Here is a 19,420-nt window from a genome sequence, read left to right on the forward strand (position 1 = left end):
TACTGCCGGAAAGCCGATTGCATAAGAAGTGATCGGCACAACTGTGTTAGGGTGTCTAACCACCCTGCCGCAGGAGCGCGCCGTGAAAAAGCTGGAAATGAAAGATCTGACCGAGGCCGAAAAAGCCGAGATAGCCTTGTTATTGCAAAAGGCACAAGCCAATGCAGACCACCAGCTGACCAACGGAGAGCGGAACAAGATCCGTGAAGAGGGTCGCCTGAAAATTGTGGCCGACCGCGCCGAAGCAGCCAAGGCTGCTTCCAAGCTGGCTCGCGAGAAAGCCAAAGAGCGTGCCAAGAACCAGGTACTGCCGGAAACCTTCAGCTGGATTGATTCGGTCAGCAACAAGTTTCGCAGCAAGCGCTGATCCCTTCTTGCAAAACGCCCGCTGGCACTTGGTGCCAGCGGGCGTTTGCATGTCTGGGCGATGCTCGATGCGCCAGATTTGGCGCTGCCATTGATTTGCCGCTCAGAAGCTAATCGCAGCAGCAAAGAAGTGATTTACATTGTGGGTTAGAGAGAACGACAACTGACAATCCCCATCTATCGCCACCTTTTCATTTTTTCTCATATTTTTTGCCAGAACTGGCTACATAGTCAGGACAAAAAAGCCGAATCCGGCTTGCAACAGGGTGATATGAGTCTGCACGGATTTTTCTATGCCGTTGAAATGCATCATGTTTACTATAAAAAATGATATTTTTGGTTGTTACAAAACATTAATATCGAGATAAAGTTTGCTTTAAAAATGAGAGCGTGTTTTAATCTTTCTCGATGGTTCGGCAGTTCAGACCTGATTATGTTAGGCAGTCATTTTAGTAAAGCAGTGATTAGCATAAGCGTTATCCTCGGATAATTCTTATCAAATAATTCTCCTTCTTTAGTGCTCCCCATACGTATTGCTGACGAAAAATCAAAAATTGCCATTTAGGTGGCATTCAACACTATTTAAGGAAATTATTATGTCTAACAAAATGACTGGTACCGTTAAGTTCTTCAACGCTGAGAAAGGTTTTGGTTTCATCTCCCCGGCTGACGGCAGCAAAGACGTGTTCGTACACTTCTCCGCTATCCAGTCCACCAGCTTCAAAACCCTGGACGAAGGTCAGCGCGTTGAGTTCACCATCGAGCAAGGCCAGAAAGGCCCGGCTGCTGCCAACGTAGTTGGTCTGTAATTCAAGCCGGAGCATGCTGCTGATGGCTCATGCCAACTGCTGACAGCTCTGCAAGAATTTAAAAAAACCCGCTTCGGCGGGTTTTTTGTTTGTCCCCGCTTTTTCCTCACTGATCTCCCCTCCCCCGACCACTTGATCCCTCCCTTACACACTCTCACCGCTTGAGCCTTAGAATGAGCTCCGAATGGACTCAAAATGTAAAATAGTGACGAAAAAGTCAGGTTATCCGCTGTATTTGCCGCGAATTCTTGCTATTTTGCGCGCCACCAACGCAAACGATTTCCTTCACACTTTCAGGATTAGTTATGGCAAAGCAAGATATGGCCGCCCAAACAGGGACAGGCGGCTTTCTGGACTCTTATTTTTCCATTTCTGCGCGCGGCAGCAGCGTGCGTCAGGAGCTGGTCGCGGGGCTGACCACCTTCCTGGCGATGGTCTACAGCATCATAGTGGTGCCGAACATGCTGGGTGCCGCCGGCTTTGAGCAGGGCCCGGTGTTTGTGGCCACCTGTTTGATCGCCGCCTTCGGCTCCCTGCTGATGGGGCTGTGGGCCAAGCTGCCAATGGCTATCGGTTGCGCCATCTCCCTCACCGCCTTTACCGCATTCAGTCTGGTACTGGGTCAGGGACTGAGTATTCCGGTCGCGCTGGGCGCGATCTTCCTGATGGGTGTGCTGTTCACCCTGATCAGCGTCACCGGCGTGCGCCAGTGGATCCTGGACAACCTCCCCTCCGGCATCGCCCACGGTACCGGCATCGGTATCGGTCTGTTCCTGCTGCTGATCGCCACCAACGGCGTTGGCATGGTGATCAAGAACGAAGGGGCCGGTCTGCCGGTACAGCTCGGTGAAGTGACCGCCTTCCCGGTCATCATGACGGTGCTGGGTCTGGCTGCCATCTTCGGTCTGGAGCGTCGCAAGGTGCCGGGCGGCATCCTGATGGTGATTATCGCCATCTCCATCCTCGGTCTTATCTTCGACCCGAAAGTGACCTGGCAGGGCTTCTTCGCCATGCCGAGCCTGACCGGTGAGAAAGGCTCGCTGGTAGGCAGCATGGATCTGCTGGGCGCCCTCAATCCGGTAGTCATTCCGACCGTACTGGCGCTGGTGATGACAGCCGTGTTTGACGCCACCGGTACCATCCGTGCCGTGGCCGGTCAGGCAGGCCTTATCAACGAACGTGGCCACATCATCAGCGGCGGCAAGGCCCTGACTGCCGACTCCGTCAGCAGCATGGTGGCGGGCGCCGTCGGTGGTGCTCCGGCTGCCGTCTACATCGAATCTGCCGCAGGCACCGCAGCAGGCGGCAAGACCGGTCTGACCGCCACGCTGGTCGGCGTACTGTTCCTGCTGATGATCTTCCTCTCCCCGCTCAGCTATCTGGTACCGGCTTACGCCACCGCACCGGCTCTGATGTACGTCGGTCTGCTGATGCTGGGCAACGTCACCAAGCTGGACTTCAGCGACTCGGTCGATGCGCTCTCCGGCATGCTGTGCGCCGTCTTTATCGTGCTGACCTGCAACATCGTGACCGGCATCATGCTGGGCTTCGTGGCGCTGGTCGTTGGCCGCATCTTCGCTGCCGAGTGGAAGAAGCTGAACGTCGGCACCGTCATCATCGCCCTGGCGCTGGTGATCTTCTACGCCGGTGGCTGGGCCATCTAACCCGTCCGCATATTCCGGTTATAGCCAAGGGCCCTGCGGGGCCCTTTTTCATGGCTGTGAGTCAGCTAACAGTTTCCCGCCCGTTTGCCCCACGTCGTTTCAAATTGAAACGCCAACCTCCCTTCAGCTGTTTCAAATCCGAACCAAATCGCCCGTCATTTTTATCCCTTTTTCTGTCGTTAGACTGGCTCCATCAACCATTTGCCCACCCGTGCGGTGGCAAGCCAAGGAGTGAGCCATGAAGAAACTGATCAATGCCGTCGATGCCGTGGTCCGTGAACAACTGATGGGGATGGCAGCCGCCCACCCCGAGCTCAAGGTACGTATCGAACCCCACTACATCACTCGCGCCGACTCCCCCGTGATGGGCAAGGTGGCGCTGGTCTCCGGCGGTGGCAGCGGCCACGAGCCGATGCACGGCGGTCTGGTGGGCAAAGGGATGCTGGATGGCGCCTGCCCCGGCGAGATTTTTACCTCCCCGACCCCGGATCAGATGTACGAGTGCGGACAAGCCGTTGATGGCGGCGCGGGCGTGCTGTTTCTGGTGAAAAACTACACCGGCGACGTGCTCAACTTCGAGACCGCAGTCGAGCTGCTGCACGGTGACGGGGTCAAGGTGGGCTTCGCCCTGATCGATGACGACGTAGCAGTCAAAGACAGCCTCTATACCGCCGGCCGCCGTGGGGTTGCCACGACCGTGCTGTGCGAGAAGCTGGTCGGTGCCGCCGCCGAAGCGGGCTACGATCTGGCACGTTGCGAGGCGCTGGCCCGCCGCATCAACAACCAGAGCCGCACCATAGGCGTGGCCATGCATGCCTGCACCGTGCCGGCCGCTGGCAAGCCCTCCTTCACTCTGGCGGACAACGAGCTGGAGTTCGGCGTCGGTATCCACGGCGAGCCGGGCATCGAACGTCGCCCCTTCACCGACCTCAATACCCTGGTGGACGACATGTTCAGCGAGCTGGCGGACAACACTCCCTACGGCCGTACCCTGCGCCACTGGGATCGCACCAGCGGCAGCTGGCAGGAAGAGCACACCTTCATCGAGCCGCTGAATGCGGGTGATCGGGTTATCGCGCTGATCAACAGTCTCGGCGGCACCCCGATTTCAGAGCTCTATGGCGTCTATGGTCGCCTCGCCACCCTGTGCGAAGAGGCGGGCATCCATCTGGTGCGCAACCTGATTGGCCCCTACTGCACCTCCCTCGACATGACCGGCATCTCCATCACCCTGCTCAAGGTGGATGATGAACTGATGACCCTGTGGGATGCCCCCGTTCACACCCCCGCCCTGCGTCGCGGCTGCTAAGGAGAACCCATGTTAAGCAAGCATCACATCGTCAACTGGCTGCTCGACTGCGAACACATCTTTACCGAGCAGCGTGACTACCTCACCGCACTGGATACCGACATCGGCGACGGCGACCACGGCCTCAACATGCAGCGCGGCTTTGCCAAGGTGGCCGAGAAGCTGCCTGCGGTGGCGGACAAGGATATCGGTCAGGTGCTGAAAACCACCGGCATGACCCTGCTCTCCTCGGTCGGTGGCGCCAGCGGCCCGCTCTACGGCACCTTCTTTATCCGGGCGGCGGCCAGCAGTGACGCCTGTCAGAGCCTGAGCCTCAGCCAGCTGTGCAAAATGCTGAGTGACGGAGTCGAGGGGATCGTCTCTCGTGGCCGTGCCGAGCCGGGCGACAAGACCATGTGCGATGCCTGGTGGCCAGCGCTGGCCGCCCTGCAACAGGCGCAGCAGCAAGAGCTGCCGCTCAACGAGGCGCTGGACAAGGCGGTGGCAGCTGCCGCAGCCGGTACCGAGGCCACCATCCAGATGCAGGCCCGCAAGGGGCGCGCCAGCTATCTTGGCGAGCGCAGCATCGGCCATCAGGATGCCGGGGCCACCTCGACCCTGTTGCTGCTGACCGCCCTGCGTGACAGAGCGAGGTTGTGACATGATCGGAATCGTAGTTGTCTCTCACAGCGCCATGCTGGCAGCCGGATTGAAAGCGCTGGCCGACCAGCTCGGCAGCCCGGCCAGATTGCTGCTGGCGGCCGGGGTCGATGACCCAGACCACCCCATCGGCACCGATGCCATCGCAGTGATGAGTGCGATTGAAGAAGCGGACGACGGTAGCGGCGTGCTGGTACTGATGGACTTGGGCAGCGCTCTACTGAGCGCCGAAACCGCCCTCGAACTGCTGCCCCCCGAGTTAAGCGCAAGGGTTCGGCTCTGCCCCGCCCCGCTGGTCGAGGGTACTCTCGCCGCCGTGGTGGCGGCCGGTTCCGGCCTGACGCTGGATGAGGTAGCCGCCGAAGCGCTCGGTGCCCTTGGCCCGAAACAGGCGATGCTGCCTGCCAGTGCAGCGCAGGCCGCCACCGAGACAGCCCCTGTTTCCGACGACGGCTGGCTGCGCTGCGAGGTGGTGGTGGATAACCCCCACGGCCTGCATGTGCGCCCCGCCGCCCGACTGGTGGCCGCCCTCAAGCCCTTTGCCGCTGAACTCAAGCTGCAAAAGGGGGATAAAGAGGCCAATCCCCGCAGCCTGACCCGGCTCGCCATGCTCAACGTGCGTCAGGGCGACACGCTCACCCTGCTGGCGCGCGGGGAGGATGCCACCGCCGCACTGACCTGCTTCCAGCAGCTGGCCGACGAGCGCTTTGGCGACTGACGCCACTGTTTCAAGGGGCTGCACTCGCTCGCTGAGCCAGTGCAGCACCATTCAAGACGAAGGAGTCCCCGGCACAGCCGCCCCTTCGCCCCGATTCTTAATTAGTAAAGAGAGAGGGATAGAATATGGACCGCATTATCATCAGCCCCAGCAAATACGTGCAAGGCAACGGAGCCCTCGCCAATATCGGCAACTACGTCAAAGCGCTCGGTAGCAAGCCGCTGATCCTGGCCGACGCCTTCGTCACCAAGCTGGTAGGCGATACCGTGGCCACCAGCTTCCACGGCGCGGAGATCAAGCCCGAGTTCGACTGCTTCAACGGCGAATGCTCCCGCCCCGAGATCGACCGCCTGCTAGCCCGCTGCCAGCAGACCCCGTTTGACGTCATCATCGGCATCGGCGGCGGCAAAACGCTGGATACAGCCAAGTCGGTCGCCTTCTACCAGAAGGTGCCGGTGGTCATAGTGCCGACCATCGCCTCCACAGATGCCCCCACCAGCGCGCTGGCGGTCATCTACACCCCGGAAGGGCAATTCAGCGAATACCTGATGATCCCGACCAACCCCAACATGGTCATCATGGATACCGGCGTGGTCTCCCGCGCTCCGGTGCGGCTGCTGGTCTCCGGCATGGGGGATGCGCTCTCCACCTACTTCGAGGCGCGCGCCAACAAGGTTTCCGGTTGCCAGACCATGGCCGGTGGCGCCTCCACGCTGGCGGCGCAGGCCATCGCCGAGCTCTGCTACAAGACTCTGCTGGCCGATGGTTACAAGGCCAAGCTGGCGGTGGAACAGGGGCTCTGCACCAAGGCGGTGGAGAACATCATCGAGGCCAACACCTATCTGAGCGGTATCGGCTTCGAGAGCAGCGGGCTGGCCGCCGCCCACGCCATCCATAACGGCCTGACCCAGCTCGCCGAGTGTCACCACCTCTATCACGGTGAAAAAGTGGCGTTCGGTACCCTGGTGCAGCTGGTGCTGGAGAACGCGCCGATGGCGGAGATCGAAACCGTGCTGGGCTTCTGCCGCTCGGTGGGCCTGCCCACCAACCTGCATATGATGGGGGTCAAGGAGCTGGATATGGCGCGCCTGATGGAGGTGGCCAAAGCCTCCACCGCCGAGGGCGAGACCATCCACAACATGCCATTCAAGGTCACTGCCGAGGATGTGCTGGCGGCCATCGTCACCGCCCACCAGTTGGGGCTGTAGCAGCGCCACGACTGACATTGCTATATAAAAACGGCCCCGCATCTGCGGGGCCGTTTCGTTTTCTGCGGGCCGGTTGGCGACGGCTCGCCGTCAGCCGTGATAGTCAGCGGGATCAATTTCGAGCAGCTTGAGCCGCCGCCACAGGGTAGTGCGGCTGATACCCAGATGTTGGGCCATCTGGCTAACCTGCCCCTTGCAGGCGTGAGCGCAGCGCAGGATAGCTTGCCGCTCCAGCTCCGCCAGGGTGAGCAGCGGTTGCCCCACCACCTCGTCTGCCACCCGCTGATAGCCGTGGCGAATGGCGGCGGGCAGTGCCTCGGGCGGGATCGGCCCCTGACCGGCGTGAAGCAGGGCATGCTCAACGGCGCTGCGCAGCTCCCCCAGATTGCCGGGCCAGGGATAGGCGAGCAGGCAGTCGAGGGCTGCGGGGCTGAACTGGCGCACCGGTTCCCGCCCCTGCGCCCCTAGCTGCTGGCTGATCAGGCCCGGCAGATCGGCCGCACGCTCCCGCAATCCCGGCAGCCACAGCTCGCACGCCTGCAAGGCATAGAGCAGCTGGCGGCCAAACAGCCCCTCCTGCACCAGCTGCTCCAGCGGGGCGCTGCTGGTGGCGATGATCCGCACCTTGAGCGGCAAGATGCGGGCCGAATCGAAGCGCTGGATGCGGCCGGTCTTGAGCAGTTGCAGCAGCGCCGCCTGCATGGGGGCAGAGAGGCACTCCACCTGCTCCAGCACGAGCGTGCCACCGTGGGCCAGCTCGAACTTGCCTGCCCGCTCCTGCCCCGCCTCGTCGGAACCCATCAGCTCCAGCGCCATCCGCTCGCTCGGCAGCGCCTTGCAGTTGAGGGTAATAAGCGGCCCGGCGGCCCGTTCGCTGCCAAAGTGGATCGCCTCCGCCAGCTGGGCCTTGCCCACCTCCTCCTCGCCGCGCAGCAGGATCGGCCCCTGACTCTGGGCCGCCTGCCGGGCGTAGCGCAGCAGCTTGCGCATGGCGCTCGATTCCCCCACCAGCGCCGACAGCTCGGGCACCGTCTGGCGCAGCTGATGAATGGCCCGCAGCCGATCGACCGGGTGCAGCAGGGCGATAAAGCTGACCCCCTCCGGCCCCGGCAGCGGCTTGAGGCTTACCAGCGCATTGATAAACTCCCCCTCCTGAGCGCCAAGCCGCTCCAGCGTCACCTCCACATGGCTGAGTGGCGTCTGCCCCTTGATGGCCAACTGCAACCGCTGGGGCAACAACAGGTGCTGCTCCAGCGGCTGGCCGAGACAGAGCGCCGGATCGAGCCGCAGCCGGTGGGCCGCCAGCGCGTTGAGGTAGCGCAGCCGACCCTGCGGATCCCAGGCCAGCACACCGTCATCCATGCCGTCGAGCAGGGCGTAAAGCTCGCTCAGGTGGTGCTGGGACTCCTGCATCAGGGTCTCCATCTGCAGCAGATGGGCCAGCTCGCGCCCGGCGCTGACGGTGAGCGCCAGATCGCCGGCGCTCGCCTCCTCCACCTTGCAGATCAGAGCGATGATGGCGACCTGACGGCCATTGCTGTTGTAGACCGGGCTGGCGCAGCTGTGCCACGGGTGCAGGGTCTGGTTGAAGTGCTGGGGGCCGCTGACGCAGAGCGGCACTCCCTCCAGCGCCGCCAGATTGATGGCATTGGTGCCGATGCGCCCCTCGCTGAAGAAGGCACCGGGGCCAAACCCTAGCGCCGCCAGCTCGCGCAGGGTGTCGGGGTGGCCGGTCTGGGCCAGCAGGCAGCCACTCTCGTCGGTGAGCAGCAGGGCGCAAGGGCGCCCCTCCATAAATTCGTAGAGATCCTCGAGGGCCATCTCGCCGGTGGTGAGCAAGTCGCGCTTGCGTTGGCGCAGGCTCTGCAAGGTCTGCCCCTTGGCGCTGTGGGGCGGATGCCAGAGGGTGGCGCTGGTCTGGTGGGCGCAGCGCAGCCAGGATGCCTGCAGATAGTCAGGCCAAGCGAGCAGCGGCTGAAGGTCAGATGGCATGGTCACAGCAATATCCGGCAAGATGTGAGCCGACCATTTAACCACGCCAGCGCCCCCGATTCAGTGACCTGCCTCAGAGGGTGGCAACGTTTAAAGACACTAGGTTGCCGCTAAGCGGCACGTACAGTCCTGACTGCCCGCAGCAGGCTCTGGCGCCCCTGCCAGTAACCCTGCAGATAGCCAGACTCCAGCTTGACCGGATCCTGGGTAAAACGGGAGACCATGAAATCGGTCGGTGGCGCGATCACCTCGATGTCGCAATCGGCAGGGGGATTGGCGATGAAATCGAGCGCCCGGTTGTAGGCGCGATCCCGCTCCAGCATGGCTTGCGCCAGTGCAGGCTGGGTTTTCAGCAAGGCTTTGACCATCCAGCAGAAACGGGCCGGCTTCTTGCGATAGCCCCAGGGTTCCGACAGCACCACCGTCATCCGACGTGCACCGCGCCGATAGGCCTCGATCACCGGAATGGAGTCGCTGATGCCGCCATCGGCCATCGGGCGACCATCGACACAGGGGGTATCGTGCTGCACCACCGGCAGGGCGCAGGTGGCGGTCAGCACCTCATCCATATTGTCGGGACGCACCGGCAGATAGATGGCCTTGCCGCTCGCCACATCGGTCGCCACCGCATAGAAGGGAATGTCGCGGGCACAGAAGGTGTCGAGATCCAGCGGGAAGCGATGGCGACTGGCCTGCCACAGCCAGCCGATATCCACCAGATCGCCCCCTTTGACGAAACGCAGGGGATCGAGAAACCGGGAGCTGCAAGCCAGCTCGGTGATGATGTGGTGACTGCGGCGCGGCTGCTCGCTCAGGTAGGAGACCAGATTGGTGGCACCGGCCGAGACGCCCATGACGAAATCGAACGGATAGTGGTGACTTTCGACAAACGCATCGAGCACGCCGCTGGCAAAGATGCCGCGCATCGCGCCCCCTTCGACAATCAGGGCGCAAGGGTGGGGATTAAACATAACAAGGCTCCGTCAGCTGTAATACCTGCCGGGATCGATCCCGGCCCAGTGATGGACGCCTTCATGCAGAACATCAAGACGCCGCAGCAGGACGATTCAGACTCACTCGCACAAACCAGAAGCGGGCAGGAGCAAACCTGAACCGTGAAGCGACCCCCAGTATATGCAGCGCACCAACCTTCAAAAAATGAATTTAAATAATAAAAAACATGCCTTTTTGGCATGATTTAACACATCAGCAGAGACGGCCCTTTATCCGGTAACAGCACCATCAGGATCAAGGCAGCCCGGGCCCGAACGTCCCGTCGACGGGGTTGTAGTGGTAGGCCCGATAATCAAAGTCCACCTTATCAAGGCGCGGATTGGCCAACTCGAACAACAGGCGTCTGGGGAGCTGCGCCTGATCGAGGGAAGGTTTGAAGTGGCGCAGCCAGAGCTGTTGCAACGAGCCATCCCGCCACGCCAGCTTGAGCCCGACCGAGAGGCGGCGGATGGCGGCCTGATTATCCTTGTGGGTGTAGAAGAGGTGGAGGAAGGGATAGTGCAGCGCCACTCGCCGATCCACGGTGAGACCGGGCAGATCACTGTGCTGCTCCTGCTCGATAAAGAGCTCGTTGGCACCGCGGCAGAAGAGGTCGATGCGACCGCGAGCCACCAGCTTGAACAGCCGCTCGTAACCATCGATCTCCTGTACCTTGAAACCGGCCTGACGCAGGATCTCCGCATCCTGCCAGCCACGCCCCTGCCCGTGTAGAAATTGCTGCAGCTCGGCCAGGGTATTGACCCTTGCCACCGCATCGGCCTGCTGCGGACTGACAAAGCAGATGCGATAACCGAGGATGCCCAGCTCCACCGGAAAACGAACGTAATCCAGCGCTCCGCTCTCTGCGGCCGGGCGCAGACTGTCGGCCACAAACAGATTGGGGTATTGCTGAGTCTGCACAATCTGTCGCATCCGGATACGGTTCATCGGCGGCGCGGTCCGCAGCTCGTAGCCACCGAAGCTGTCGCGGGTCTTCTCCAGCGCCAGCTGCAACAGATCGCGAAAATAGAGGGTACGCAAGTCCCGATCGCTCTCGGGGCTGATATGAGTGATGACGTCGCTCGCCCTTAGGGGACTGGCAAGGAGGGAAAGACTGCACAGCAGCAAGCAGGAAGCGAGGCGATGAAAGGTCATACTGCTCATCCCGGAAATACAGGCTCACTAGAGTGTAGCGCCGGGACGAGCCGCCTTCTAAAGGGAAGTCCGGCCTACCAGAACAGCTGGCCCAGCAGGGGCGCCAGCAGCACGGTCACCATGCCGGCGATCATCATCACCATACTGGAGACCACTCCCTCCTCATTACCCATCTGATAAGCCCTGGCAGTACCGGCACCGTGGGCCGAGGCGCCAAAACCCGCCCCCTTGCCGAGGCGACTGCGAATGGCCAGCACGGTCAGCACGCTCTCCCCCACCGCCATACCAATCACCCCGGTCAGCACCACAAACAGCGCGGTGAGATCGCTCTGACCGCCGATGGCGCGGGTCGCCTCCACCGCAAATGGCGTGGTGATGGAACGCATCGCCAGACTGCGTTGCAACATGTCAGAGAGATCCAGCCAGCGGGCCAGCAGCACGGTACTCCCCACCGCCATGATGACCGAGGCGACCACCCCCACCGACAGCGATAGCCAGTGGCGGCGAATGAGCTGGCGGTTCTCGTAGACCGGCACGGCGAAGGCAACGGTGGCTGGGCCCAGCAGCCAGAGCAGCCAGTGGGATTCCGCCATGTAATCCTGATAGGGGATGTGGAACAGCAGCACCACGGCCACCAGCAGGGTCGGCGCCAGCAGCAGCGGCATCAGCGGCAGGATGCGCTTTTTGCCGTAGAGCCATTTGCTGGCGTAGTAGAAGAGCAGGGTAAGAGCGAAGCAGATCAGCCCGAGCAGGGTATCAGACATGACGGCGACTCCGGCGGGCCAGTTTCAGTTCGAGGCGGTAGACCCGGTCCACCACCAGCGCCGTGGTGCCGAGCACTAGCGTGGTGCTCACCAGCAGCACCACCATGATGCGCCACCCCTCTTGCAGCAGCAGATCCTGATAGTTGACCACCGCCACCACGGCGGGCACGAAGAAGAGCAGCATCTCGGCCAGCAGCCAGCGAGCCCCCGCGCTGAACCACTCGGCCTTGACCACCCCGAGCAGGATGCAGACCAGCAGCAACAGCATGCCGGTGAGGTTGGCAGGCAGCGGCAGATGGAGGGTACGCACCGCGGTATCGGCCAGCAGCCAGATGGCTGCCAGCAACACAATCTGGAAGGGAGTCTGTAACCAGCGCAAGCAGAGGGCTTTCATGATCATCGTCTTTCTGTGAACCGGCTCACAGTATAGAGTTGAGCAAAACCTGCCAGAAATGAATTAAAATTATCGAATTCATGCCACATAGGCATACTTAATCCCGTAACCGCCAACACGAGTCGAGAGAGTCCATGGATATTCGCGCCCTGCGCTATTTTGTCGAACTGGTACGGGAAAAAAGCTTCACCCGCGCCTCTGAAAAGCTGTTCGTCACCCAGCCCACCATCAGCAAGATGATCCGCAATATCGAGGAGGAGCTGGGCCAACCCCTGCTCAATCGGGAAGGGCGCCGCTTCACCCTGACCGACAGCGGCCAGGTGCTGTTCAACCGTGCCCAGACCATCTTGGCTGAGATGCAGCAGCTGGAGGCCGAACTGGCGGATCTGCAGAGCCTGCAACATGGTCGCCTCACCCTCGGCATTCCCCCCATGGTGGGTCACGTCTATGCGGATCTGATCCGCGCCTACCGCACCCGCTATCCCAAGGTGGAGCTGACCCTGGTGGAGTACGGCGGCCGTCGCATCGAACAGGCGGTGCTGGAGGGGGAGCTGGATCTCGCCATCACCATGCTGCCGACCAAAGAGGGGGGCGCCCTCAGCGCGCTGGAGCTGGATCAATACCCGATCCGGGTAGTGCTGCCTGATCAACCCCGCTGGCATGGCGAGACGCCGCTGCGGCTGGAGTCCCTGCAGGAGGAGCCCTTCCTGCTCTATACCCAGGCGTTTACCCTGAGCGAGCGGTTGGAGCAGGCATGTCAGGAGGCGGGCTTTGTGCCGCAGGTGGCGGCGCGCAGCAGCCAGTGGGATTTTCTCACCGCCATGGTACGCAGCGGCATGGGGGTCGCCTTCTTGCCGGAGCCGGTCTGCCACCGGCTGACCCCGGATGGTCTGGTGCTGCGGCCGCTGGAGCCCGAATTGAGCTGGCGACTCGGGGTGATCTGGCCGAGCGAGCGCTATCTGTCGCGCACCGCCGAGGCTTGGTTGGCCCTCTGCCGCCAGCGGCAGGCACCTCAGTAATCGCCGAAGCGATCGGTCTGCGGATTGTAGAAGTAGGGGCGGTAATCGAAGCTGATCCCGTCGAGGAAGGGATTATCCAGTCGCAACATTCGGCGCTGGGAGAACTTGGCAAAGGCGATGGCCGGGCCAAAGCTCTTGCGCCACAGCGCCTGTAGCGAGCCATCCTGCCACGCCAGCTGCAACCCCCGTTCGACCCGCTGCAGCGCCTCGCGATTGTTGGGATTGGTGTAGAAGACCCGAGGCAGCGGGTAGTAGATCAACAGCGCATCGTCCACCAACAGATCCGTCATCTCCTTGTGGGTCAGCTGCTCGCTGCGCAGCTCGCTCACCCCGCGGCAGAAGAGATCGAAGCGGCCCCGCGCCACCATTTTGAACAGCTTTTCGTACCCCTCCACCTCCACCACCTCCATCCCGGCGTAGCGCAGGATATCCACATCCAGCCACCCCTTGCCCTGACCGAAGGTGAACTGGCGCAGCCCCTTGAGGTCGGTCACTTTGCTCACCGCCGCCTTTTGCTGCGGGCTGACAAAACAGATGCGGTAGCTGACGATGCCCAGATGGATGGGAAAACGGACATAGGCGAGCCCCAGATCCTCGCGGGTGCTGCTGTAGCTGTCCATTACAAAGAGGTTGGGATAGTTGTCGAGCTGCATGCTGAGCCGCTCGCGCGCCTTGGTCATGGGCGGCGCAGGCTCCAGCAAATAGTCGCCAAACTGGTCGCGGGTCTTGTCGAGGGCGAGCCGCAGCAGCTCCCGATCATAAGTGGTACGCGGATCCCGCTCGCTCTCTGGGCTGATATGGGTAAACCGGGTGGCCGCCTGTCCGGTCAGCGACAACACGCAGAGCAGAGCGGCAGCCAGCAGATGCAGGGGTGACATAAACCGCGCCTTGGCTGAAGGGGTTCTTTCAGTGTAGCCCCTGAGCGTGGCTGCTCGGCCCTGCCACCACCCCGCGCTCTCCTCCCCTTTTCGGCCAGTCGCATCCATCAGCCTACTCCCCCACCGGAGGTGTGCTTCTGAGCGATGTTGCATAACGCTGATAGGCAGCAGAGTCGCGCACCTGCTCGATAGCATCCCACACCTGCCGGCTTTGTCGGGGATGGGCCTGATAGAAGCGGTTAGAGAAGACCAGATAGTAGGGCTTCTCCACCAGCACCGGCGACAGCCGCTCGATGCGGGCCTGCAACTCGGGATGAGCCACCAGAATACTGTCGGCCACCTCGGTCTGGATGGCGGTCGCCTGCGCCCGATCCATCACCAGCTTTTTCAACATGATCAGCGGGTCACGGCTGGAGTCATCCACCTCGGCTCCCGCAGCCTGCAACAAGTCGACGATGGAAAATCCGGACTGGGCCGCCACTACGCCCTTGACCCTGAGGGTGGAGCCATCCCACTGGCTTTTGCCACCCTTGAGCTGGTAGAGACTGTAACTCTCGGTCAGCAGCCGCTTGGCGGGGTCAGGTTTACCCTCACGCATGGGATAGACCCCCACCCTGGTCGCCCGCTCGACGCTATAGCTCATCTTGATGACCGCATCCATCTGGCCACTGCTCACCCGAGAGAGGCAGCGCTTCCACGGCAGCGGCGTCAGCACGATCTCGGCATTGAGGGCGGTAGCAACCGCCTTTAGGTGATACTGCACAACCCCTCCCCCGATTGCAGCAGCCAGGGGTAGGAGTCACTGTTTTCGAGGCAGGTACGCAGCGTAAAGACCGGGGCTGCACCGCCGGTGGCAGGCAGCAGCAACGCGATGAAGAGCAAGGAGAGGGCAGATGCGTGCATGGGCCATCTCCTTTGCGGCAATGATCTCTCCCTTACTCAATCAGAGCTGCGCACCTGATAACCCGGCTCAGGGTTGTGAACCGAAATCATCCGTCAGCGGGTTGTAAAGGTAGGGGCGATAGTCAAAACCGTCCTTGGGTAACTGCGGATTGCCGAGCCGGACAATCTGGCGAGCCCCCAGATTGGCAAACACCAGCGAGGGTTGGAAGTGATGGCGCCAGAGCCGTTTGAGCGAACCATCCTGCCAGGCCAGTTGCAGACCGCGCTCAAGGCGCTCGCGCTCCTGAACGTAGCGGGCATTGCTGTAGAACACGTGGATCAGCGGATAGAAAAGGGCCAGATGGCGATCGACCGTCAAACCGGCCACCTTGCCCTGATGAGATTGCCACTCCGGCAGGATCTCGTTGGCCCCACGACAGAAGAGATCGATGCGCCCTCGTGCCACCATACGAAACAGCGACTCGTAGTTATCCACCTCATGTACCGTCAGCCCGCCGTTGCGCAGGATCACCGCATCCTGCCAGCCGGTGCCCACCCCTTGAGTGAAGTGGCGCAACTGATCCAGGGTGTTCACCCGCGCCAGCTCGGCAGCACGATCCGAGCCGACAAAACAGACCCGATAGCCGAGGATCCCCATATCGATCGGGAACGGGATCAATGCCACCTGATCCGCCACCGCCTCCCCCTGATAAGGCCAGCTGTCGAGAATAAAGAGGGCGTTTTTGCCCTGCTCCTGCACCTCGATCCGCATCCGCGCCTTGTTCATCGGCAGGGAGTCCAGCAACTCGTAGTCACCATATTCGGAGCGAGTTTTCTCTAGCGCCAGCTGCATCACCTCACGGTAATAACGCATCCGCATGTCCTGACTGTTTTCAGGACTGAGCAGGGTAAAACGGGTGGCAGCCAGCAAGGCAGAGGGGAAGGATAAACAGAGACAAAGCAACAGAAGTCGGTACATCATGGCTGAACTCATACAACGGGGTTCACCCAGTATAGACTGGCACACTCCCCGTTGAGCACGGGGCAATCACGGCTTGCGCGTCCGATCACAGGTAGGACAATCCGGGCCACCACAGGCCCGGATAGCGGGTTCACACCTTGCCCGGCACTACTCTTCGCCGATAGGTGCGGCGATCCACTTCATCAGCGTCAGCATATCCTGCGGCGCCACGCCGACCGAGAGGCCGCGCTTGCCGCCGCTCACCAGGATCTCGTCAAACTGCAGCGCCGACTCGTCGAGCACAGTGGGCAACAATTTCTTCTGGGCCAGCGGGCTGATGCCACCCACCTTGTAGCCGGTCAGCTTCTCCGCTTCCGCCGGTTTCATCATCTCCACCTTCTTGAGACCGGTCGCCTTGGCCAGCTGTTTCAGACTGCACATGCCGGATGAGGGAACGATGGCCACCACCGCCTGCTTGTCGTGATGGGCAACCAGAGTCTTGAACACCTGCGCCTCCGGCAACCCGAGCTGGGTCGCGGCATGCTTGCCGAAATCGTCGTGGGCGTCGCACTCGTAGGGGTAGAGCTTGTGGGGAATCTTGAGCTTCTTCAGCAGGTTGATGGCAGGAGTCATGATGGTTGCCTTGAATCGAATCGCATAAAAACAAGGCCAAACAGTCTGCGCCTGCATGGCGAGGGATGCAAGCCGGAGGGGAAATCTGTACCCATCACCGGTAATGAGTAGAGAGCAATGAACAAGGTGAATTGTGCTGCTTGCCGAATTAAACACAGGACGAGTCAGGGATAAAATCATTTCCGAGCCGTACAATGCGCTGCGCTTGCTGCACCCTACAAAATACAGTCCAAAACATGGGTGGGGTTCCCATCGAGCCGAATTCTGCTGGGCAACAAAAAACAAAGGGCGCCGTGTCGGCGCCCTTTGGCTTGATGGATATTGCTGAAGCCTGCTGGCTTGGGCTGGCGATCAACCGGTGTTGCGCATACCTGCGGCAATACCGGCGATGGTGACCATCAGCGCCTTGTCCAGCTCGGGGTGCAGGGTCTCCGGGTGGTTGCGGGAGCGGTTGAGCAGCTCGGCTTGCAGCACGTTGAGCGGGTCTGTGTAGGGGTTGCGCAGCTTGATGGACTCCTTGATCCAGGGCTGATCCTCCAGCAGATCCCCGCGCGGGCTCAGTTTCAGCACCACCTCGATGGATTCGGCGAGCTCCTGACGCAGCTGTTTGCCAAGGCCCCACAGCTCCTGCGGCACCAGACGGGTGTCGTAGTACTCGGCAAGCCAGACGTCCGCCTTGAGGAACACCATCTCCAGCATCTCGAGGCGAGTGCGGAAGAAGGGCCACTGGGCGCTCATCTCTTCCAACACCGCCAGCTTGCCGCCGTCGATGGCCTGCTGCAGCGCCTTGTGGGCACCGAGCCAAGCCGGCAGCATCAGGCGGTTCTGGGTCCAGGCGAAGATCCACGGAATGGCGCGCAGGCTCTCGACGCCGCCGTTGGGCTTGCGCTTGGAAGGACGGGAGCCGAGCGGCAGCTTGCCGAGCTCCATCTCCGGGGTGGCGGCACGGAAGTAAGGGACGAAGTCCGGATGACCGCGCACGATACTGCGGTAGTGCTCGCAGGAGTCGGCGGCCAGCTGTTCCATCACCTCGCGCCAGCACTCTTTCGGCTTGGGCGGCGGCAGCAGGTTCCCTTCCAGCACGGCGCTGGTGTAGAGCTCCAGACTCTTGATCGCCACTTTCGGCAGACCGAACTTGAAGCGGATCATCTCCCCCTGTTCGGTGGTACGCAGACCGCCGCGCAGGGATCCCGGCGGCTGGGAGAGGATGGCCTGATGGGCAGGGGCACCACCACGACCGACGGTACCGCCACGGCCATGGAACAGGGTGAGGCGGATATTGTTGGCTTCGGCCAGACCCACAAGGGATTCCATGGCGGCGTACTGGGCCCAGCCGGCGGCCATCATGCCCGCATCCTTGGCAGAGTCGGAGTAGCCGATCATCACGTACTGACGGCCCTGAATGTAGCCGCGATACCAGTCCACCGAGAGCAGACGCTCCATCACGGCGGTGCCTGCCATCAGGTCATCCTGGGTTTCAAACAGCGGGGCGACCGGCATGCGGAACTTGCAGCCCGCCTCTTTGAGCAGCAGTTGCACCGACAGCACGTCGGACGGCGCACCGGCCATGGAGATGATGTAGATACCGAACGCATCGGGGTCGTGCTCGGCGATAACCTGACAGGTATCCAGCGTCTCGCGCACCTCGGCGCTCGGTTCCCAGTCGTGGGGAATGAGCGGGCGGCGGGAGTTCAGTTCGTTGAGCAGGAAGGCCTGCTTGTCATCTTCGCTCCACTCGGCGTAATCCCCCAGACCCAGATAGCGGGTCAGCTCGGAGAAGACCAGCCCGTGACGCTCGCCATCCTGACGGATATCGAGCTTGACCAGATGGATGCCGAAACAGGCGACCTTGCGCAGCACATCCAGCAGCATGCCATCGGCGATGTTGCCCATGCCGCAGGCGTGCAATGAGTGGTAGCAGAGCTCCAGCGGCTCGCGCAGCTGGGCGGTGGTCTTGACCAGATCCTGGCTCTCGCTCGCCTGGCCCTGCACCTTGGCGGTGAGGTGCTCCTTGGTCTCGCGCAGCGCTTCACGCAGCTCGCGCACCAGCGCACGGTAGGGCTCGGGGTGATCGCCAACGCGAGCGCGCACGGCGTCGGTACAGTCAGACATGGAGAGCTCGGAGGTGAGCTCCTTGATGTCTTTGTAGAACAGGCTCACCGCCATCCAGCGGCCCAGCTCCAGCACTTCGGCAGTCACCTTGGCGGTGACGAAGGGGTTGCCGTCACGGTCACCGCCCATCCAGGAGGTGAACTTGACCGGCGCGGCATCCAGCGGCAGCCGCACACCCAGATGGTGTTGCAGACGCTCGTCCAGATTGCGCATGAATTCGGGAATGGCGGGCCACAGGCTGTTCTCCACCACGGCGAAGCCCCACTTGGCCTCGTCGACCGGTGTCGGGCGCTGTTCGCGGATCTCGTTGGTGTGCCACGCCTGATTGATGAGCTGCTCGATGCGATTGAGGATCTTGTCCCGCTCGCGGGGCAGCAGGTCGGAGAGCTCCAGCGCCTCGAGGCAGTCGTTGAGCTGTACGTGCTTGTGGATCAGGGTGCGACGGGTCACCTCGGTGGGGTGAGCGGTCAGCACCAGATCGATATCCAGCTCGCGCACGGCCTGGATGATGGCTTCCTGCGACAGGTTGGATGCTTTCAGCTTGTCGAACATCTGCTCCAGCGGATCCGGGGTGCAGACCTGCTCTTCGCAGCGACGGGAGATGGTGTGGAACTGTTCCGCCACGTTGGCCAGATTGAGGAACTGGCTGAAGGCGCGAGCCACCGGCAGCAGTTCGTCATCGCTCAGGGTGCGCAGGGTATCGAGCAGACGTTCCCGGTCTGATTCATTGCCCTTGCGGGAGGACTTGGCCAATTGGCGAATGGTTTCGATCTTGTCGAGAAAGGCCTGACCCTGATGATCCTTGATGGATTTACCCAGCAGCTGACCCAGCATACCTACGTTGGCGCGTAGTGCGGCGTACTTTTCGTTCATTCCACATCCTTATCTTGTTGGTGCCTGACACCCATCCGGGGTGCTAGACGA

At 61.6% G+C, this 19,420-nt stretch carries 19 protein-coding genes; 8 read left to right on the forward strand and 11 right to left on the reverse strand.

The features are described from left to right. Positions 1-82 precede the first annotated feature (82 nt). From yjbD to G5380_RS14075, 7 genes are all read left to right on the forward strand, one after another. Positions 83-367: a DUF3811 domain-containing protein gene (gene yjbD, locus G5380_RS14045; RefSeq protein ID WP_005340165.1), complete on the forward strand. Its 285-nt coding sequence runs from the start codon at positions 83-85 to the stop codon at positions 365-367. Between the two features lie 595 nt (positions 368-962). Next, positions 963-1,175, forward strand: coding sequence for a transcription antiterminator/RNA stability regulator CspE (gene cspE, locus G5380_RS14050; RefSeq protein WP_005316548.1), 213 nt, complete (start codon positions 963-965; stop codon positions 1,173-1,175). Positions 1,176-1,480: 305 nt separating this feature from the next. Continuing rightward, a complete protein-coding gene (locus G5380_RS14055) occupies positions 1,481-2,839 on the forward strand; it encodes an NCS2 family permease (RefSeq protein ID WP_206829893.1) in 1,359 nt (452 codons plus the stop codon). Between the two features lie 238 nt (positions 2,840-3,077). Beyond that, the gene (dhaK, locus tag G5380_RS14060; RefSeq protein ID WP_421352836.1) at positions 3,078-4,148 is read left to right on the forward strand and encodes a dihydroxyacetone kinase subunit DhaK; all 1,071 of its coding nucleotides are present in this window, start codon (positions 3,078-3,080) and stop codon (positions 4,146-4,148) included. A gap of 9 nt (positions 4,149-4,157) precedes the next feature. After that, positions 4,158-4,787 (forward strand): dihydroxyacetone kinase subunit DhaL, encoded by a 630-nt coding sequence (gene dhaL, locus G5380_RS14065; RefSeq protein WP_021231630.1) that lies wholly within the window; start codon positions 4,158-4,160, stop codon positions 4,785-4,787. Position 4,788: 1 nt separating this feature from the next. Further along, the gene (gene dhaM, locus G5380_RS14070) at positions 4,789-5,505 is read left to right on the forward strand and encodes a dihydroxyacetone kinase phosphoryl donor subunit DhaM (RefSeq protein ID WP_421352837.1); all 717 of its coding nucleotides are present in this window, start codon (positions 4,789-4,791) and stop codon (positions 5,503-5,505) included. Between the two features lie 125 nt (positions 5,506-5,630). Beyond that, positions 5,631-6,713, forward strand: a complete 1,083-nt coding sequence (locus G5380_RS14075; protein ID WP_421352838.1) for a glycerol dehydrogenase — start codon at positions 5,631-5,633, stop codon at positions 6,711-6,713. A gap of 90 nt (positions 6,714-6,803) precedes the next feature. Here G5380_RS14075 and dhaR read toward each other — a convergent pair whose 3' ends face one another. The 5 genes from dhaR to G5380_RS14100 all read right to left on the reverse strand — a co-directional run bounded on the left by dhaR (position 6,804) and on the right by G5380_RS14100 (position 12,011). After that, positions 6,804-8,705, reverse strand: a complete 1,902-nt coding sequence (dhaR, locus tag G5380_RS14080; RefSeq protein ID WP_279464228.1) for a dihydroxyacetone kinase operon transcriptional regulator DhaR — start codon at positions 8,703-8,705, stop codon at positions 6,804-6,806. Between the two features lie 110 nt (positions 8,706-8,815). Further along, positions 8,816-9,676 (reverse strand): patatin-like phospholipase family protein, encoded by an 861-nt coding sequence (locus tag G5380_RS14085; protein ID WP_421209410.1) that lies wholly within the window; start codon positions 9,674-9,676, stop codon positions 8,816-8,818. 277 nt (positions 9,677-9,953) lie between these two features. After that, a complete protein-coding gene (locus G5380_RS14090; RefSeq protein WP_421209412.1) occupies positions 9,954-10,853 on the reverse strand; it encodes a hypothetical protein in 900 nt (299 codons plus the stop codon). Positions 10,854-10,927: 74 nt separating this feature from the next. Beyond that, on the reverse strand, positions 10,928-11,617 hold the full coding sequence (locus G5380_RS14095; RefSeq protein ID WP_042081343.1) for an LrgB family protein: 690 nt from the start codon (positions 11,615-11,617) through the stop codon (positions 10,928-10,930). Next, on the reverse strand, positions 11,610-12,011 hold the full coding sequence (locus G5380_RS14100) for a CidA/LrgA family protein (protein WP_113740422.1): 402 nt from the start codon (positions 12,009-12,011) through the stop codon (positions 11,610-11,612). The genes G5380_RS14095 and G5380_RS14100 overlap by 8 nt, the downstream gene beginning before the upstream one ends. 134 nt (positions 12,012-12,145) lie before the next feature. Between G5380_RS14100 and G5380_RS14105 the strand changes: the two genes are divergently transcribed. After that, complete coding sequence (locus tag G5380_RS14105) at positions 12,146-13,030, forward strand: LysR family transcriptional regulator (RefSeq protein WP_216952181.1); 885 nt, start codon at positions 12,146-12,148, stop codon at positions 13,028-13,030. On the opposite strand, the gene G5380_RS14110 is transcribed toward G5380_RS14105, so the two are convergent. From G5380_RS14110 to ppc, 6 genes are all read right to left on the reverse strand, one after another. Beyond that, positions 13,024-13,908, reverse strand: a complete 885-nt coding sequence (locus tag G5380_RS14110; protein ID WP_421209414.1) for a hypothetical protein — start codon at positions 13,906-13,908, stop codon at positions 13,024-13,026. The genes G5380_RS14105 and G5380_RS14110 overlap by 7 nt on opposite strands. Positions 13,909-14,020: 112 nt before the next feature. Next, the gene (locus G5380_RS14115; protein ID WP_421352839.1) at positions 14,021-14,671 is read right to left on the reverse strand and encodes a substrate-binding periplasmic protein; all 651 of its coding nucleotides are present in this window, start codon (positions 14,669-14,671) and stop codon (positions 14,021-14,023) included. Next, complete coding sequence (locus tag G5380_RS14120; protein WP_421352840.1) at positions 14,656-14,811, reverse strand: hypothetical protein; 156 nt, start codon at positions 14,809-14,811, stop codon at positions 14,656-14,658. The genes G5380_RS14115 and G5380_RS14120 overlap by 16 nt, the downstream gene beginning before the upstream one ends. Before the next feature lie 67 nt (positions 14,812-14,878). Then, positions 14,879-15,772: a hypothetical protein gene (locus tag G5380_RS14125; protein ID WP_421209416.1), complete on the reverse strand. Its 894-nt coding sequence runs from the start codon at positions 15,770-15,772 to the stop codon at positions 14,879-14,881. A 147-nt stretch (positions 15,773-15,919) separates the two neighbouring features. Further along, complete coding sequence (gene ybaK, locus G5380_RS14130) at positions 15,920-16,384, reverse strand: Cys-tRNA(Pro) deacylase (RefSeq protein WP_139463594.1); 465 nt, start codon at positions 16,382-16,384, stop codon at positions 15,920-15,922. Positions 16,385-16,735: 351 nt separating this feature from the next. Next, positions 16,736-19,369 carry a phosphoenolpyruvate carboxylase gene (gene ppc, locus G5380_RS14135; protein ID WP_069554237.1) on the reverse strand — a complete coding sequence of 878 codons (2,634 nt, stop codon included), beginning with the start codon at positions 19,367-19,369 and terminating at the stop codon, positions 16,736-16,738. Positions 19,370-19,420: the final 51 nt, after the last annotated feature.

It is taken from the genome of Aeromonas sp. 604443 (assembly GCF_049170315.1).
GTDB lineage: Bacteria > Pseudomonadota > Gammaproteobacteria > Enterobacterales > Aeromonadaceae > Aeromonas > Aeromonas veronii_A.